Annotated in this window: 2 protein-coding genes; one reads left to right on the forward strand and one right to left on the reverse strand. The window is 73.3% G+C overall.

The features are described 5' to 3' along the window. Positions 1–54: 54 nt before the first annotated feature. Positions 55–222: a hypothetical protein gene (locus ABZ923_RS41285; protein ID WP_361483599.1), complete on the reverse strand. Its 168-nt coding sequence runs from the start codon at positions 220–222 to the stop codon at positions 55–57. Positions 223–447: 225 nt separating this feature from the next. Here ABZ923_RS41285 and ABZ923_RS41290 point away from each other — a divergent pair. Continuing rightward, the coding region (locus ABZ923_RS41290; RefSeq protein ID WP_361483602.1) for an NYN domain-containing protein at positions 448–1377 on the forward strand (930 nt) is incomplete at its 3' end.

Consider the following 1377-nt stretch of genomic DNA (forward strand, 5'->3'; position numbering starts at 1 on the left):
GGGCGCACCCGTCGCGGGTGCGCCCCTTCCGTGTGCCTGGGCTTCAACTGCCCTTTAGTTGTGGCCGAAGCTCTTCTGCTTCTTCCGGGCAACATCCGAGGGGCTGCCCGGGATCTGCGACACCGGCGACTCGTGGTCCTCCGCCGGGGGACGCTGCGCGTGCTCGTTCTGCTGCGCGCGGTTCTGCGGGCCGGCCTGCTTGCGGTTCTTGTTCTTGGCCATGGTGATCTGCCTCCTGTGGGGGATCTAGGGGCCAGGGCCGGGACCAGATTCACATACGCTGACATCAGGCGCATGTCGGATAATTACCGTGTGTGACAGGGCAGCTGGGCGGACGGGAACCCGAAACGCCACGCCGAAGATCGAGTTCGGGCCGTTAACCCCCGCGCGGTCGGGCAGACTCGAAGGAAGTCCGAAGCAAAACCTTCCGGGAAGAGGGTGAGTCGCGTGGACCGATGCATCGTCCTGGTGGACGCCGGGTATCTGCTGGGAGCCGCCGCCAGCCTCCTCGCCGGTGAGCCCTCGCGGTCCCGGATCACCGTCGACCACGCCGCGCTGATCCAGGCCCTGCGGGAGCGCGCGGAGTCCGACACCGAGCGCCCCCTGCTGCGCATCTACTGGTTCGACGGCGCCCCCGACCGGGTCCCCCAGCCGGAACACCGCCGGCTGCGCGTGATGCCCCGGGTGACCGTCCGGCTGGGCGCCCTCACCCGCAGCGACGGCCGCTGGGCCCAGAAGGGCGTCGACGCCGCCATGCACGCCGAGCTGACCGAGCTGGCCCGCAACCGGGCCTGCTCCGACGTCGTGCTGGTCACCGGCGACGGCGATCTGCTGCCCGGCATGATGGCCGCGAAGGAGCACGGTGTCGCCGTCCACCTGTGGGCCGTCCAGGCCGCCGACGGCGACTACAACCAGTCCGAGGACCTGGTCGCCGAGGCCGACGAGCGGCGCGTGCTGGACCGGGCCTGGATCACCCAGGCCGTCCGCGCCAAGGAGCTGACCGGCGTCTGCGCCCCGCCGCCCGCGCCCCGCCCCGAGATCGCCGCGATCCTCTCCGCGCCGCTGCCCGAGTCGGCCCTGTCGGCGGCCGAGCGGCCCGCCGAGCAGCCCCCGCACCCCCAGGCCGCCACGGCCACGGGGAACGGCACCGCGGAGCGGGTCCCCGCCACCAAGGGCGTCCCCACCCCCAAGGACCTCGCCGCGCTGCGCGCGCCCGGCGCCCAGACCGTGCAGCACCCGGCGACCGCGACCCTGCGCTGGTCCTCCGACAAGGGCTGGGTCGACCGGCCGGGCGTGGTCGCCGAGCCCCCCGAGGCCGCCTCCATGCCGACGCTGGCCCAGCTCACCACCGCCGAGCAGCGGTGGGCCGACCGGGAG

The sequence above is a fragment of the Streptomyces sp. NPDC046881 genome, from assembly GCF_040645015.1.
GTDB lineage: Bacteria > Actinomycetota > Actinomycetes > Streptomycetales > Streptomycetaceae > Streptomyces.

Coding starts and splice junctions, on each gene's coding strand:
- ABZ923_RS41285 (WP_361483599.1), bottom strand. CDS start 222: ATGGCCAAGAACAAGAACCGCAAGCAGGCCGGCCCGCAGAACCGCGCG.